Below are 15,247 nucleotides of genomic sequence, written 5' to 3'. Positions count from 1 at the left end.
AGCTGGCTTGCCGGCGATTGCGGTGGGTCAGCGAAATCTTCTTCAACTGACACACCGCAATCGCCGGCAAGCCAGCTCCTACAGTTGACCGAGTTGCTCACACAAATATCTTATGACTGGAAATCCACTATGAAAAAAACATTGCTCAGCCACCCAGTCAAAGCACTGGCCCTCGCCCTCGGATTGTTCAGCTCGGCAGTGTTCGCCGCCGATGCGCCGTTGAAAGTCGGCACCACCGCCGCCTTCGCCATTCCCCTGGAGGCCGCCGTCGAAGAGGCCGGCAAACAGGGTTTGAAAGTCGAACTGGTGGAGTTCACCGACTGGATCGCACCCAACGTCAGCCTGGCAGCCGGCGATATCGACGTGAACTACTTCCAGCACATCCCGTTCCTGGAAAACGCCAAGGCCGCCGCCGGCTTTGACCTGGTGCCGTACGCGCCAGGCATCATCAACAACGTCGGGCTGTATTCGAAGAAGTACAAGAGCATCAACGACCTGCCCCAGGGCGCCAGCGTGGCGATTGCCAACGACCCGATCAACAGCGGTCGCGGCCTGCAACTGCTGGCCAAGGCCGGCTTGATCACACTCAAGCCGGGCGTGGGCTACAAGGCCACTGAAGAAGACATCGTCACCAACCCGAAGAAGATCAAGATCCTGCAAGTGGAGGCCGTGCAACTGGTGCGCGCCTATGACGACGCCGACCTGGTGCAGGGCTACCCGGCGTATATCCGCCTGTCCAAGACCTTCGATGCCGAGTCGGCGCTGCTGTTCGACGGCCTCGACCACCCGGAATACGTGATCCAGTTCGTGATCCAGCCCAAGAGCAAAACCGACCCGCGTGTGATCAAGTTCGTCGACATCTACCAGCACTCGCCGGTGGTGCGCGCCGCGTTGGATAAATCCCTTGGCAAGCTCTACCAAGTGGGCTGGGAAGATAAAAAATGACCGCCGCCCACTCTCAACTGCGCGACCTGGGCTTGCCGCCCAGGGACGCCGAGCAGACAGAACTGCACCCGGATCTGAACCGCGCGCACGTGCGCTTTATCAACCTGGGCAAGACCTATGACGGCCAGGCCGTGCCGGCCCTGCAAGGCATTGACCTGGCGATCCAGCGCGGCGAAGTGTTCGGCATCATCGGCCGCAGCGGCGCCGGCAAGTCGTCGCTGATCCGCACGATCAACCGGCTGGAGCAACCGAGCAGCGGCCGGGTGTTGATTGACCAGGTGGACATCGGCGATTTCGACGAAGACCGCCTGGTCGCCCTGCGTCGGCGCATCGGCATGATCTTCCAGCACTTCAACCTGATGTCGGCCAAGACCGTGTGGCAGAACGTCGAACTGCCACTGAAAGTCGCGGGCGTGCCCAAGGAGCAGCGCGAGAAAAAGGTGCGCGAACTGTTGGAACTGGTGGGTTTGCAGGACAAGCACAAGGCCTACCCGGCGCAGCTGTCCGGCGGGCAGAAACAGCGGGTGGGCATTGCCCGTTCCCTGGTGCATGACCCGCAGATTCTGTTGTGCGACGAAGCCACGTCTGCGCTCGACCCTGAGACCACCCAATCGATCCTCGGTCTGCTGCGGGAGATCAACAAACGCCTGGGCCTGACCATCGTGTTGATCACCCACGAGATGGCGGTGATTCGCGAAATCTGCGACCGCGTGGTGGTGTTGGAACACGGCCATGTGGTTGAGCAAGGCCCGGTGTGGGAAGTGTTTGGCAACCCGCGGCACGAGGTCAGCAAAACCCTGCTGGCCCCGTTGCAACACGGCCTGCCGGAAGAACTGCAAAACCGTTTGCATGCCCACCCGGCCTCAAGGGACGCCGCCGTGGTGCTGCGTTTGCAATTGACCGGCAGTGCCGAAGACGAGCCAGACCTGGCCGCGCTGTTCAGCGCCCTCGGCGGCCGTGTGCGCTTGCTGCAAGGCGGTGTGGAGCGCATCCAGGGCCATGCGCTGGGGCAATTGCTGCTGGCGGTCAGCGGCTCGTCCCTGAGCGCCGAAGAACTGCGCACCCGCGCCGGGCGCTGGGCACAACAGGTGGAGGTGCTGGGCTATGTGGTTTGATCGTTTATTGCAGGGCGCCATCGACACGCTGTTGATGGTCGGCGTGTCGTCGCTGATCGCGCTGCTGGTGGGGATTCCGCTGGCGGTGTTCCTGGTGACCAGCGACAAGGGCGGCATCTATCAGGCGCCCGCCTTGAATCGGGTGCTGGGGGCGTTCGTTAACCTGTTTCGCTCGATTCCGTTCCTGATCCTGATGGTGGCGTTGATTCCGTTCACCCGGCTGATCGTCGGCACCACCTATGGCGTGTGGGCGGCGGTAGTGCCATTGACCATTGCGGCCACCCCGTTCTTTGCGCGGATCGCCGAAGTCAGCCTGCGGGAGGTCGATCACGGCTTGATCGAAGCGGCCCAGGCCATGGGTTGCCGGCGCTGGCATATCGTCTGGCATGTGCTGTTGCCCGAGGCGCTGCCGGGGATTGTCGGCGGGTTCACGATCACCCTGGTGACCATGATCAACTCCTCGGCGATGGCCGGGGCGATTGGTGCCGGCGGGCTGGGGGACATTGCCTATCGCTATGGGTATCAGCGCTTTGACACTCAGATCATGCTGACGGTGATCGTGCTGCTGGTGATCCTGGTGGCCGTGATTCAGTTGGGCGGCGATCGGTTGGCCAGGGTTCTGAACAAGAGGTGAGGTATAGTCGGGCCATCTCAGCGCCCGGTACTGCCCGCCATGAAACTCGCCCCCGACGACCTCGACCAGATCACCTCCACCACCCTCGGCCACTACAACAAGGTGGCCGAGGATTTTCGTGAAGGCACCCGCGATCACGATGTGAGTCAGAACATCGATGCATTGCTGCGGCATATCCAGGGCGACGCACCGTTTACCGTGCTGGATTTCGGCTGCGGGCCGGGGCGGGACTTGCAGACGTTTACCCGCATGGGGCACATCGCGGTGGGGCTTGATGGCTCGGAGCGGTTCGCGCAGATGGCTCGGGAAGACAGCGGCTGTGAAGTGCTGCAGCAGGACTTCCTGAAGCTGGATTTGCCTGCCGGGCGTTTCGACGGGATCTTTGCCAATGCGGTGCTGTTTCATATTCCCAAGCAGGAGTTGCCGCGCATTCTTGGGCAATTGCATGGGGCGTTGAAGGTCGGTGGCGTGTTGTTCAGCTCAAACCCCCGGGGTGAAAACCAGGAAGGTTGGAACGGGCCACGGTATGGCTCGTATCACGACTTGCAGGCATGGCAGGAACTGCTGACGGCGGCGGGGTTTGTGGAGCTGGAGCATTACTATCGGCCGGCGGGATTGCCACGGGAACAGCAGCCGTGGTTGGCGAGTGTGTGGCGCAAAACCTAACCCCCCGTAGCAGCTGTCGAGCCCTGGCGAGGCTGCGTCAGGCGCACCTCGGTCACCGCGCCTGGCTCAAATTCGGCAGCGCGGCCAACGCAGCCTCGCTAGGGCTCGACAGCTGCTACGGAATAAATCGTAGGTGATTCGCCGGATATGAACGCCGTTACGCTGCTCGCCGCATAACCTTCTCTCACCTCCCCGGAAAAATTCGCCACCAACCGCGTTCCATCGGCAAAGCTGGTCTGCTGCACCTGTCTGTCTGCCGTCAACCAGCGGAAATCCGTCATGGCCTGAGTCGCCAACCGTTCATGCAGCGGCCGGAAAAATTCGTCCTGACGTTGAATCAACGGCAAACGCTGCTTCACCGTTGCCGCACTCAAGTGATACAGCGGCGGCACGTTGTAGAGCAGTTGCGTCAGTTCGTTCTCCCGCCGCACATTGCTCAGTTTCAGGCTGTCGAACAGCCAATGGTGCGTGGTGATCACCGAGCCGTGGAACACTGCCTGATACAGCGGCAGGCGCATCGTCGGGTCGAAGTAGACCGTACGGAATGGCTCTTTCAACGGCACGGATTTGAAGAACACCGCCGGCTGTTCCGGCGGGTACCAGGCGCCTACGTAATAGGGCGACTGCTTGTCCCGGGTCATCTCCTTGTCTCCCCAGCCGAGCACCGGTGTTTGCATGCCGTGGGCAAACAAAATGCCTTGGGCGGTCATCGCGTTGCCGTCCTCGGACCCTGCCGGCAGCTTGAGCACGGTACTGATCCAGCGGGACGCATCGATATTGCCATCGGCGTTCTGTGCCTGGGTCATGCCGGCGCCGATGCGATAGCTGTCGAACAGCATGCTGGTGGCATAGGCGTCGAGGAACCAGGCGTTGAACCCGGACCTGGCCTGCACCGCCTTGATCCGTGCTTCCAGTAACGGCCGCACGCAGCGTGGGTCGGTGTAGTGGCCGGACTTCTGGAAGCCGGTCTTGAACTCGCCGCCCTTCAATACGATCGCGCATTCGCTGTAGGCCTTGCTGCCCAGGTGCGCGGTGGTCCAGTCGGGGTTTTCGGTGGCGGACAAGGCGGTTTCATAGGAGTCGTAGGGCGCCATCAAGTAACCGGCATCAACCCCCGCCTTGACCGCTTCAGGGTGCCAAAGGCCGCCTTCCCAGCCTTCGCCCTGGGTCACCAGCAGGCGTTTGAGGTCTGCGCCCTTCAATGCGTTGGTGACCGATAACGTACTGCCCCAGCTCTCGGGCGTGGCGCTCAAGGCGCCGGCAAAGGTCACCGCCAATTCGCTGCGCAATGCGCCATAACCGTCAGCGAGCCGGGTCATGTCGGGCTCGGTGGAGGGCTGCCAGCCTTGCCGGGCCTTTTTGTTGATCGCGGCGTTCAAGCCCCGCAGGAGAACGCCTTGCTCATACGGTTGCTTGGCCTGCCGCAGCTGCGCCGATTCCTTATCCAGCAAACCATTCAATTCAGCCGCCAGGCCTTTGCCGCCGCGCAGCAGCTTGAGCAGTTGCGGCCAATCGCGCACATCGCCCGCGCCCAGCAGGTCATTGCCCCACAGGTAGATATGGCTCGCGCCCAGCAGTTTTTCCGCTTCCGGGGTTTGCCGCAGTTTGTCCGCCAGGGGTTCATAGCGGCCCTGCTCCACCAGCCACTGGCGATAACGCTTGGCGCCGGCCAGCGGATCGCTTTCGCCCAGGTGCAACAGCAGGGTCATCGGCGTGGCGGGATCCAGCGTTGTGAACTCATGGGAGGCCGACAACGCCAGCCCTTTGCCGTCAGCCTGCCAACGCAGCCGGTTGTTGTAGGGATTGGTCATCAGCCAGTTGAGGGTGAACGTGCCGTGATCCACACCCCACAGCGGCAGGCTGAGGTCTTGCGTGGTGTTGACGTCGCCCTGTTCCAGCAGGAATTTTTGCCATACGGCATTGCCCGCCGGCACGTAATGCCCTTCGGCCAGAGGCCAGACCAGGCCCTTGCCGATGGCACTGGCGGGTTGCCGCAGGATCGGCAGCTCACCGGCGTCACGTGCAGTGATCGTCAGCGCCAAGTCACGCTGCTCAAGGCTGGCACTCAGGCTGTAGGCGCCGCCGTCCCAGTGCCAACTGGCCTGTTTGGAACTCTCCTTCAGATCGCCAACCTTGTGCCCGTCGACGCCGCTGGAGGCTTGCACCGCATCACTGTCGGCCGGAGTCACACGTATCGCCAGGGTGGCCGGGTCGAGTTCGATGCGCCACAGCTGGTTTTCCAGCACGGTCGTGGCGACGGCCAGGGGCGATAAAACCAGGCTGCTCAGCAGCAGCCCGTGGCGCAACCAGTGAATCATGCTCAAGCCTGTTCGTTCTTCGGCTCGCGAATCTTGTACCAGGCCACATACAGCGCCGGCAGGAACAGCAGCGTCAGCAACGTCGCAATGATGATGCCGCCGATCATCGCATAGGCCATCGGCCCCCAGAACACTTCCCGGGCGATAGGAATCATGCCCAGGCTTGCCGCCGCCGCGGTCAGCAGGATGGGCCGGCGCCGGTGCTCGGTGGCTTCCACCACCGCGTCCCACGGCGTGTAGCCGTCGCGTTCATAGGCGTCGATCTGCGTCACCAGGATCACCGAGTTGCGGATGATGATGCCGATCAGCGCAAGAATCCCGAGGATCGCCACAAAGCCCATGGGCGTGCCCGTGGGAATCAGCGCCAACACCACGCCAATCAGCCCCAGCGGCGCGACGCTGGCCACCAGGAACATCTTCTGCACGCTGTGCAGCTGGATCATCAGGAAGGTCGCCATCAAGAACAGCATCAGCGGCACCACCTTGGCAATCGGGCCCTGGGCCTTGCCGCTTTCTTCCACGGTGCCGCCGGTGGCGACCTTGTAGCCCACCGGCAACGCGGCGCTGAACTTGTCGATTTCCGGCTTGAGCTGTTTCACCAGGTCGGTCGGCTGCATGTCGTCGCGCACCGCAGCCTTGATGGTGATGGTCGGCTTGCGGTCGCGACGCCACACCAGCGGCTGTTCAAGTTCATAGCGCACGGTGGCGAACGCCAGCAGCGGAATCGAGGTGCCGTTGGGCGTGACGATCTGCAGGTTCTGCAAGGTCTCCGGCGTGCCGCGTTCGGCATCTTCGGCGCGGCCGACCACGTTGATCAGGTAGATATCGTCATGCACCTGGGTCACCGACGCACCGCTGACCACGCTGTTCATCAACTGCGCCACGTCTTCCGACGACAGCCCCAGTTGCCGCGCCTTGTCCTGGGCGATGTCCACCCGCAGGACTTTGCCCGGCTCGTTCCAGTCGTAGATGATCTCGCCCATGTGGGTATTTTTATCGAGCATGGTCGCCAGTTCGATCGCATGTTTGCGCACCTGATCGATGTCCTTGCCAGACACTCGATACTGGATCGGACGCCCCACCGGCGGGCCCATTTCCAGCGGCTGCACAAAGCTGCCCACGCCCACAAAATCTTCCCGCAGGCGTTTTTGCAGGCGCGCAATCAGCGCGCCGCGCTCTTCCAGGCCCTTGCTGACAATCACCAGCTGCGCGTAGTACGGGTTCTCCAGTTGCTGGTCCAGGGGCAGGTAAAAACGGATCGCACCCTGGCCGATGTAGGTGCTCCAGCGGGCGATGTCCGGGTCGTCCTTGATGATCGCTTCAAGGCGGTCGACGGCCTTGCGGGTCTCGTTGATCGAGGCGTTTTGCGGCAGGTTGAGGTCGACTAGAATTTCCGGGCGGTCCGAAGACGGGAAAAACTGGTTCTGCACGAACTGCATGGAAAACACCGACGCCACAAACAACAGCACGGTAATGCCGATGGCCCACCAGCGATTGCGCATGGCCCACAGCATGCCGCCATTGAACGCCCGGCCCACCCGGCCCGGCTCGGCGTTATGGGGTTTTACCTTGCTGCTGAGGATGTGCACGCCGAGCACCGGCGCGAACAATACCGCGACCACCCACGACACCAGCATCGCCACGGCAATCACCGCGAACAAGGTGAAGGTGTACTCACCCGCCGAGCTGGCGTTGAGCCCGATCGGCACAAACCCGGCGACGGTCACCAGCGTGCCGGTCAACATCGGGAACGCGGTGGAGGTGTAGGCGAAGGTAGCGGCCTGCTCCTTGGTCTCGCCTTTTTCCAGGCGCGTGATCATCATTTCCACGGTGATCATCGCGTCGTCCACCAACAGGCCGAGGGCGATGATCAACGCGCCCAGCGACACCCGCTGCATGGTGATGCCGCTGTATTCCATGAACACGAACACCAGCGCCAGCACCAACGGAATCGAGCACGCCACCACCAACCCGGCGCGCACGCCGAGGCTGATAAAGCTCACTACCAGCACGATGATCACCGCTTCAAACAGTGCGCTTGTGAAGCCACCGACGGCCTCTTCCACCACTTCTGCCTGGTCGGAAACCTTGTGCACGCCCACACCCACCGGCAAGTCGGCAGTCAGGTCGTCCATGCGCTGGTGCAGGGCCTTGCCAAAGTCCTGGATGTTGCCGCCCTTCTGCATGGCGATGGCCAAGCCGATGGCGGGCTTGCCGTTGAAGCGAAACATCGGCGTCGACGGGTCGACATAGCCACGGGTGATTTCCGCCACATCCGCCAGCCGATAGAACCGGTCATTGAGCCGCAGGTTGACGTTGGCCAGGTCCTTCTCCGAGGCGAATTGCCCGGAGGTGCGCACCGAAATCCGCTCAGGCCCCGCCTCGATCACCCCGGCCGGGGTCACCGCGTTCTGCGATTGCAGGCTCTGCACCACCTGGCGTTGATCAATCCCCAGGGCCGCGAGTTTGCGGGTGGAAAAATTCAGGTAAATCACTTCGTCCTGCTGGCCGATCATCTCGACCTTGCCCAGCCCCGGCACCGAGCGAATTTCGGCGCGCACCTGCTCCACGTAATCGCGCAGTTGGCGCATCGACAGGCCATCGGCGGTGAACGCATACACCGAGCCGAACACATCCCCGAACTCGTCGTTGAACGCCGGCCCCTGCAAGCCCTGAGGGAAGCTGCCGCGGATGTCGTCGATCTTCTTGCGTACCTGGTACCAGATCTCCGGGATGTCCTTGGCGCTGGTGGTGTCCCGCAGGAACACGAACACCGTGGACTCGCCGGGCCGGGTGTAGCTTTTCACGTAGTCGAGGGAGTCCAGCTCTTCGAGTTTTTTCTCGATGCGGTCGGTGACCTGCTTGAGGGTTTCTTCCTGGGTCGCGCCCGGCCAGCGGGTCTGGATCACCATGGTCTTGATGGTGAACGACGGGTCTTCCTCACGCCCCAGGTTCATGTACGAGAACACGCCCATCAGCAGCGCGACGAACATCAGGTACCACACGAAGGACTGATGCTTTAGGGCCCAGTCGGATAAGTTGAAGCTCCCTTTCATCGCGGGCTGTCCTCGTCGATTTTGACTTTTTGCCCGGGCTTCAGGCTGTTCACGCCGGCACTCACCACCCGCTCGCCGGGTTTGACGCCGGCGTTGAGCAAGGCGCTGTCGGCGTCACGGCTGACGATGGTGACGTCACGGGGCTGCACGGTCTGGCTTTGGGTGTCGATGACCCAGATGCGGGTCTTGCCGTCGGCTTCCTGCAAGGCGCTGAGGGGCAACACGATGCGCGGGGCGATGGCCGAGCTGAGGGTTACGCTGATGGCGGTGCCGAGGCGAAACGCAGGCGGGGTTTCGGCCAGGGTCAGGCGGGCGCGACGGGTGCGGGTGGCGCTTTGGGCCTGGGGTTCGATCTCACGCACGGTGGCGGTGGTGCTGACGCTCGGGTCCATCTGCCCGGCAACCAGGAACACTACGTCCGGCGGCAGGCGCTCGGCGAGGCCGGCGGGCAAATCAATGACGGCTTCCTTGATGTCCGGTCGCGCCAATGTCACCACTTGCTGCCCGGCGCTGACCACTTGGCCGGCCTCGGCATTCCAGGCGGTGACGATGCCTGCATGGTCGGTGCGCAGTTCGGCGTAGTTGAGCTGGTCTTTGGCCTGGTTGACCGAGGCCTTGGCCTGGTCGAGCGAGGCCTGAGTGGTTTTCAGGTCGGTCTGGGCGATGTCCAGTTGGGCCTGGGCGCCGACGCCACGGTTGAACAATTCCTGCTGGCGGCGTGCGTTGGCCTGGGCGTTGATCCACTGCGCCTGCACGCGAGCCAGGTCGCCCTGGGCGGCGCGCAATTGGTTCTGTTGATCGGTGGGGTCGAGCACGGCCAGCAACGCGCCCTGCTCCACTTCAGCGCCTACGTCGACCGCGCGCCGGGCGATGCGGCCGGGCACACGGAAACCGAGATTGCTTTCGTAGCGGGCCTGGATCGTACCGGCGAAGCGCCCGAGGTTTTCCTGGTCTTCGGACTTCACTTCAATCGACAACACCGGGCGCACCGGTTCCGGCGCCGGTTCTTCCTTGGAGCACGCCATCAGCAACAGGCTGGCGGCCAGCACACACGTCAGCCGCTTCATGGCTGCACTCCTTGGGCCTGGGCCTGGTCCGGCGGCTGGGCGATTTCCACGATCATGCCGGGGTGCAGCAATTGCCCGCCGGCCACCACGACTTTTTCGCCGCCCTTGAGGCCGTCGCTGATGATCACCTTGCCGGTGAGATAACGCGCGACCGTGACCTTGTGCAGTTGCGCCTTGCCGTCGTCGTCAATCAGCCATACCGCTGGCTCGCTGATGTCTTTGGTCAAGGCAGCCCACGGCAACTCGATGCTGGCCTTGGCCGGCCCGTTGGCGGTGGCGCTGACCACCGAGCCCAGTTGCATGCCCTTGGGCAGCGCGTCGAGGGCGATCTTGACCTGCACGGTGCCGGTATTCGCGGCCACCGCCGGGGTGACTTCGCGGACTTTGCCCACGGCAGTAATCTGCGGGTTTTCCAGCAGGCTGACGGTAATCGGTTTGTCCGGTGGCGGCTCTACCAGCAACGATTCATAGACGTTGAACACCGCATCGCGCTCGCCATCCCGGGCCAGGCTGAAAATCGGCACGGTGGCCTGCACCACCTGGCCCACCTCGGCCTGGCGTGCGGTGATGATGCCCGGCGCGTCGGCGATCAGCGAGGTGTAGCCCAACTGCTCACGGGCATTGGCCAATTGCGCCTGGGCGGCGGTCAGCGCACTTTGGCTGCTGCGCAACGCGGCCTGGGCGGAGTCATATTCGCTGCGGCTGGTGTAGCCCTTGGGCAAGAGTTTTTCCTGGCGCACAAACGCGGCAGCAGTCTGCTTGACCCGCGCCTGTTCGGCGACCACCTGGGCCTGGGCGGAGTCGACATTGGTCTGCAAATCTTTCGGATCGAGCTTGGCCAGCACCTGCTTGGCGCTGACCCGGTCACCGACATCCACCATGCGCTGGATGATCTTGCCGCCGACGCGGAACGACAGATCGGTCTGCACCCGGGCCTGGATATCGCCGGTCAGGGTCACGGCGGCGGCGAAGTCGGCAGACTTCACGGTCTGCACAAACACCCGGGAATGTTCCTTGGGTTCGGCTTTTTCCTGGCCGCAGCCGCTCAGCAGCGCCAACAGGCCAAGGCCGAAGATAAATCTCGAGGTGGGACCGCCCATGCAGGCTCCTTTTGCGTGATGCCGCCGTGCCAGTGTCTATGCGACTGTGAGCTTAGAACAGGGTTCCTTATCTGCATGGAGAATCCCATACTCCGATGGTTCCCACGCCGATAATTTTTCTCATGCTCAAGACCCTCGCGGTGGCCAATTACCGCTCGATCAACAAATTGGTGGTGCCGCTGGATCGGTTGAACCTGATCACCGGCCCCAATGGCAGCGGCAAGTCCAACCTGTACCGCGCCCTGCGACTGCTGGCGGAGACAGCCCAGGGCGGGGTGATCAACGCGCTGGCCCGTGAGGGTGGGCTGGATTCGACCTTCTGGGCCGGGCCGGAAACCATCAGCCGGCGCATGCTCAGTGGCGAGGTGGCGGTAGAGCCCGTTGTGCGCCAGGGCGTGAGGCGCCTGCGCCTGGGGTTTGCCGGGGACGATTTCAGCTACGCGATTTCCCTCGGTTTACCCGAGAAAACCTTGTCGTTCTTCAGCCTGGACCCGCAGATCAAGAAGGAATGCATCTGGGCCGGCCACGTGTACCGCCCGGCCAGCCTGCTGGTGCAGCGTTCCGGCCCGATGGTGCGTGCCCGGGACGGTCGCGCCTGGGATGTACTGGCCCAGCACACGTCGAACTACCACAGCCTGTTCGATCAGGTCGGCAGCCTGCGGGGTTCGCCGGAAGTGCTGTTGCTGCGCGAGAGCATTCGCGGCTGGCGCTTTTATGATCACTTTCGCAGCGATGTCGACGCCCCGGTGCGCCAGCCACAACTGGGCACGCGTACGCCGGTGTTGCATCACGACGGTCGGGATTTGGCGGCGGCGTTGCAGACCATTCGCGAGATTGGCGACCCGGATGCGTTGCAGCGGGCGATCAGCGATGCGTTTCCCGGGGCACGGTTGAATATCGAGCCGTTGCAGGGCGGACGCTTTGCCATCGAGTTTTATCAGGAGGGGTTGCTGCGGCCGTTGTCGGCGGCGGAGTTGTCGGACGGGACCTTGCGCTATCTGCTGCTGGTGGCGGCGCTGCTGACACCGAGGCCGCCAACGATGATGGTGCTGAACGAGCCGGAAACCAGCTTGCATCCGGACCTGTTGCCGGCGTTGGCGCGGTTGATCATCCAGGTGTCGCAGCAGTGTCAGGTGTGGGTGGTGTCCCATGCCAGCCGCTTGATTGCGGCGTTGCAGCAGGATGAAGGGTGTAATTCGATCATGCTGGAAAAGGTGATGGGGCAGACACAGGTGGTGGGGCAGCGGGTGCTGGATGAGCCGGCGTGGCATTGGCCCAGTTAGGCGGCGCCTGGCCCGGCCTCATCGCGGGCAAGCCCGCTCCCACATTTTGATTTGTGAATACGTTCAAAGGTGGGAGCTGGCTTGCCTGCGATAGCGGTAGAACAGTCAGTGCAGAATTAGCCCTGCCACTTCCCGCCTTCAACAATCACGCTTTCTGGCTTGGTGTCATCGCTCAGTTCCTTGCGAACATACTGGTCATACAGCTTGAGCAAATATTTCTCCTCGCCCAGCTTGGCCAGCTCGGCATTCACCCAATCGCGCAGTTCGATGTTGCCCTTCTTCACCGCCGGCGCGATCGGCGCTTCATCGCCCAGTTTCTGCTCCAGCACACGGTAGCCCGGGTTCTGCTTGGCCCAGCTGAACAGCACCAGGTTGTCCTGCGCGTACGCATCACCACGGCCTGCCGACAACGCTTGCAGCGACTCGGAGTTTTTCTCGAACTTCAGCAGTTTCCAGTCCGGGTGGTTCTTGGTCAGCCAGATATCAGCGGTAGTGCCGGTGGTGACGATGGTGGTGCGGGTCGCCAGGTCGTCCAGGCTTTTCACCGGGCTGCCGTTGGCCACCAGCGCCTGCACTGCCACTTTCAGGTTTGGGTTGGTGAAGTCCACCGCTTCCTTGCGCTCAGGGGTCACGGTCATGTTGGCGAGGATCAGGTCGACCTTGTCGCTTTGCAGGAACGGAATGCGGCTCGCCGGTTCCACGGCGACAAATTCAACCTTGTTTTCGTCGCCCAGCAGGTCCTTGGCGAAGCGGCGGCCGATGTCGGTATCGAAGCCGACGTAGCGGCCGGACTCATCCACAAAACCAAACGGCGGTTTGTCGGTAAATACGCCGACGATCAGCTTGTCCCGCGCCTTGATCTTGTCGATGTAGCTCACGGCGGCAGCAGGTTTTGCGGGCTCTTCGGCCTTCTTGTCGCAGCCGGCCAGCAATGCGACGGCGAGCAATGGCAGTAACAACTTGGCAGTTTTCATATCAGCTCCAGTTCCTTGGTTTTCTTGGGCAGTGTTGAAACAAAGGAGAACTTCTCCAGGAACTGCTGCGCGCGTGCGGTTTGCGGGTTCGTAAAGAATGCCTCGGGGGTGTTTTGTTCGAGGATGCGGCCGGCCTCCATGAACACCACGCGGTCGGCGACCGCGCGGGCGAAGGCCATTTCGTGGGTGACGATCAGCAGGGTCATGCCGTCTCGGGCCAGGTCCTGGATCACTTCCAGTACTTCCTTGACCATTTCCGGGTCGAGGGCAGCGGTGACTTCGTCAAACAGCATGACCTGCGGGTTCATGCACAACGAACGGACGATGGCGATGCGTTGCTGCTGGCCGCCCGAAAGCTGGCGCGGGTAGGCGTCGCGCTTGTCCGAGAGGCCCACGCGTTCCAGGAGTTTTTCGGCCTGGGCCCGGGCTTCGCGGGGCTCGCGTTTTTGCACCTTCAGCGGGCCGAGCAGGATGTTGTCGAGCACGCTCATGTGGGGGAACAGGTGGTAACTCTGGAACACCATGCCCACGTCCTGGCGCACCTGGCGCCAGTCGGTGGCCTTGTCCAGCAGCTCCTTGCCGGCAAAACGCAGGCTGCCGCTGTGGGCCACTTCCAGGCCGTTGAGGCAGCGCAGCAAAGTGCTTTTGCCGCAACCGCTGGGGCCGAGGATCACCACCACCTCGCCGCCTTGCACGCTCAGGTCGATGCCCTTGAGCACCTGCTGGTCGCCGAAGTATTTGTTGAAACCCTGGAACTCGATCAATGCGCTCATGCTTGGGCCCAGCGCCGTTCCAGCACCTTGGAGGCGGCCGACAACGGGTAGCAGATAAAGAAGAAAAACAGGAACAGCGCGCCGTAGATCAACACCGACTCGTAGGTGCGCTCGATGATTTGCTGGCCGACCTTGATCACGTCCACCACACCGATCAGCACCGCCAGGGAGCTGGTCTTGATGATGCGGGTGTAGACGTTGATGGTCGGCGGGGTCATGCGTTTGAGGGCCTGGGGCAGCAGCACGTAGCCGTACAGTTGCGGGTCCGACAGGCCAATCGACAGGCCGGCTTCGCGCTGGCCGCGGGGCAGCGAATGCAAGGCGCCGCGCACCACTTCGCCGACTTCACTGGCGCCCCACAGCGACAGCACCAGCACCGCGCACCAGAAGCTGGGGATGCTCAGGCCAAAGAAAATCGGCAGGCCGAAGAACAGCAAATACAGCCACACCAGCACCGGGATGGCGCGGAATAGCTCCAGGTAAACCCGCAGCACCAGGTTGATCGCTTTCGAGTTCAGCGTGCGCAGCACGCCATACACCACGCCGCCGACGGTGCTGAAGGCGATGCTCAAGAATGAGATCGACAGGGTTTGCGCAGCGCCCTTGCCCAATTGCGGCAACGACACCCAGAGTAATTCAAGACCCGAACTGGCCATGCTGGAGCCTCCTTTCAAGGCGGCTGAGCAGCAGCGACAGCGGCAGGAATAACAACACGCAGATCAGTGTGAGCACCGCGAGCATTTCGTAGGTTTTGTAGTAGAGGGCGATGTAGCTTTTGGTGGTGTAGAGAATTTCCGGCACCGCCACCGCCGACACGATGGTGGTTTCCTTGAGCAGGAAAATGAAGTTCGCAAACAGCGCCGGCAGGCTGAGTATCCCGGCCTGGGGCAGGATCACATGGCGCAGCAGTTGCCAGTGGGACAGGCCGATGGACTTGCCCGACTCGATCTGTGCCAGCGGCACCGCCTCGACGCCGGCGCGCAGCACTTCGGTGAGATAAGCACCGCCGAGAAAGGTCATGGTGATGATCGCCGCCCAGAACCCGGAGATATTCAGCCCCAGGGCCGGCAACGCGAAGTACACGAAAAACAGTTGGATCAGCAGCGGGGTGTTGCGCGCCAGCTCGACGTACAGCGCCACCAGGCGCCACACGTAAGGGGTGCGAAATACCAGCAGCGCGGCGTTGATCAAGGCCACCAGCAGGGAGGTGCCAATGGCGATCAGGCCGACTTGCAAGGTCACGCCCACGGCCTTGAGAAACGCCGGCAGCGTGCTGAGGATAAATGCGTAATCGAAGGTCATCTCAAATCCCTGAC

13 protein-coding genes are annotated in these 15,247 nt (G+C 62.6%); 5 read left to right on the top strand and 8 right to left on the bottom strand.

Going from position 1 to position 15,247, the window contains the following annotated elements; all coding sequences use genetic code 11:
• The first annotated feature begins 129 nt into the window (after window positions 1-129).
• From V3W39_RS05870 to V3W39_RS05855, 4 genes are read left to right on the top strand one after another with little or no spacing between them, the layout of a single operon-like run.
• Window positions 130-945: a MetQ/NlpA family ABC transporter substrate-binding protein gene (locus tag V3W39_RS05870; RefSeq protein ID WP_010168897.1), complete on the top strand. Its 816-nt coding sequence runs from the start codon at window positions 130-132 to the stop codon at window positions 943-945.
• Entirely contained in the window at window positions 942-2,060 is a 1,119-nt protein-coding gene (locus V3W39_RS05865; RefSeq protein WP_177114404.1) for a methionine ABC transporter ATP-binding protein, read from the top strand. Before V3W39_RS05870 ends, V3W39_RS05865 begins: the two co-directional genes overlap by 4 nt.
• A complete protein-coding gene (locus tag V3W39_RS05860) occupies window positions 2,050-2,694 on the top strand; it encodes a methionine ABC transporter permease (RefSeq protein WP_003211840.1) in 645 nt (214 codons plus the stop codon). Before V3W39_RS05865 ends, V3W39_RS05860 begins: the two co-directional genes overlap by 11 nt.
• A 39-nt stretch (window positions 2,695-2,733) precedes the next feature.
• Entirely contained in the window at window positions 2,734-3,360 is a 627-nt protein-coding gene (locus tag V3W39_RS05855; protein ID WP_177040903.1) for a class I SAM-dependent methyltransferase, read from the top strand.
• Between the two features lie 98 nt (window positions 3,361-3,458).
• On the opposite strand, the gene V3W39_RS05850 is transcribed toward V3W39_RS05855, so the two are convergent.
• From V3W39_RS05850 to V3W39_RS05835, 4 genes are read right to left on the bottom strand one after another with little or no spacing between them, the layout of a single operon-like run.
• Window positions 3,459-5,678, bottom strand: a complete 2,220-nt coding sequence (locus V3W39_RS05850; protein ID WP_330212349.1) for a glycoside hydrolase — start codon at window positions 5,676-5,678, stop codon at window positions 3,459-3,461.
• Between the two features lie 2 nt (window positions 5,679-5,680).
• Entirely contained in the window at window positions 5,681-8,734 is a 3,054-nt protein-coding gene (locus tag V3W39_RS05845; protein WP_177040898.1) for an efflux RND transporter permease subunit, read from the bottom strand.
• A complete protein-coding gene (locus tag V3W39_RS05840; RefSeq protein WP_177120354.1) occupies window positions 8,731-9,801 on the bottom strand; it encodes an efflux RND transporter periplasmic adaptor subunit in 1,071 nt (356 codons plus the stop codon). Before V3W39_RS05840 ends, V3W39_RS05845 begins: the two co-directional genes overlap by 4 nt.
• The gene (locus tag V3W39_RS05835; RefSeq protein WP_177040893.1) at window positions 9,798-10,901 is read right to left on the bottom strand and encodes an efflux RND transporter periplasmic adaptor subunit; all 1,104 of its coding nucleotides are present in this window, start codon (window positions 10,899-10,901) and stop codon (window positions 9,798-9,800) included. The genes V3W39_RS05840 and V3W39_RS05835 overlap by 4 nt, the downstream gene beginning before the upstream one ends.
• A gap of 122 nt (window positions 10,902-11,023) precedes the next feature.
• Between V3W39_RS05835 and V3W39_RS05830 the strand changes: the two genes are divergently transcribed.
• Window positions 11,024-12,184 carry an AAA family ATPase gene (locus tag V3W39_RS05830; protein WP_330212348.1) on the top strand — a complete coding sequence of 387 codons (1,161 nt, stop codon included), beginning with the start codon at window positions 11,024-11,026 and terminating at the stop codon, window positions 12,182-12,184.
• A 116-nt stretch (window positions 12,185-12,300) separates the two neighbouring features.
• On the opposite strand, the gene V3W39_RS05825 is transcribed toward V3W39_RS05830, so the two are convergent.
• From V3W39_RS05825 to V3W39_RS05810, 4 genes are read right to left on the bottom strand one after another with little or no spacing between them, the layout of a single operon-like run.
• Window positions 12,301-13,158: a transporter substrate-binding domain-containing protein gene (locus V3W39_RS05825; RefSeq protein WP_177120353.1), complete on the bottom strand. Its 858-nt coding sequence runs from the start codon at window positions 13,156-13,158 to the stop codon at window positions 12,301-12,303.
• Entirely contained in the window at window positions 13,155-13,931 is a 777-nt protein-coding gene (locus V3W39_RS05820) for an amino acid ABC transporter ATP-binding protein (RefSeq protein WP_177120352.1), read from the bottom strand. The genes V3W39_RS05825 and V3W39_RS05820 overlap by 4 nt, the downstream gene beginning before the upstream one ends.
• A complete protein-coding gene (locus V3W39_RS05815) occupies window positions 13,928-14,587 on the bottom strand; it encodes an amino acid ABC transporter permease (RefSeq protein ID WP_177075894.1) in 660 nt (219 codons plus the stop codon). The genes V3W39_RS05820 and V3W39_RS05815 overlap by 4 nt, the downstream gene beginning before the upstream one ends.
• Window positions 14,568-15,233: an amino acid ABC transporter permease gene (locus V3W39_RS05810; RefSeq protein WP_017478083.1), complete on the bottom strand. Its 666-nt coding sequence runs from the start codon at window positions 15,231-15,233 to the stop codon at window positions 14,568-14,570. The genes V3W39_RS05815 and V3W39_RS05810 overlap by 20 nt, the downstream gene beginning before the upstream one ends.
• Between the last annotated feature and the right edge of the window lie 14 nt (window positions 15,234-15,247).

The organism is Pseudomonas sp. Z18(2022), from assembly GCF_036346535.1.
GTDB lineage: Bacteria > Pseudomonadota > Gammaproteobacteria > Pseudomonadales > Pseudomonadaceae > Aquipseudomonas > Aquipseudomonas yamanorum_A.
This window is presented reverse-complemented; position numbering and strand designations above follow the sequence as displayed.